General features: G+C 67.6%; 1 pseudogene. It reads left to right on the top strand.

Going from position 1 to position 222, the window contains the following annotated elements:
• A pseudogene (locus NX794_RS35860) lies at positions 1 to 222 on the top strand (ScbR family autoregulator-binding transcription factor); the annotation flags it as partial.

Below are 222 nucleotides of genomic sequence, written 5' to 3'. Positions count from 1 at the left end.
TACATCGGCTGGATCGACCTCCTCACCACCCTCTTCCAAGAAGCCCGGCAAGCCGGCCAGCTCACCCCCGACACCACCCCCCAAGCCGCCGCCCGCATCACCGTCGCCAGCTTCTACGGCATGCAGCACCTCTCCGACGTCCTCCACCACCGCACCGACCTCACCGAACGCTGGCACGAACTCCGCCACATCACCCTCCGCGCCCTCCTCCCACAGCACTGA

It is taken from the genome of Streptomyces pyxinicus (genome assembly GCF_024753135.1).
GTDB lineage: Bacteria > Actinomycetota > Actinomycetes > Streptomycetales > Streptomycetaceae > Streptomyces > Streptomyces pyxinicus.
This window is presented reverse-complemented; position numbering and strand designations above follow the sequence as displayed.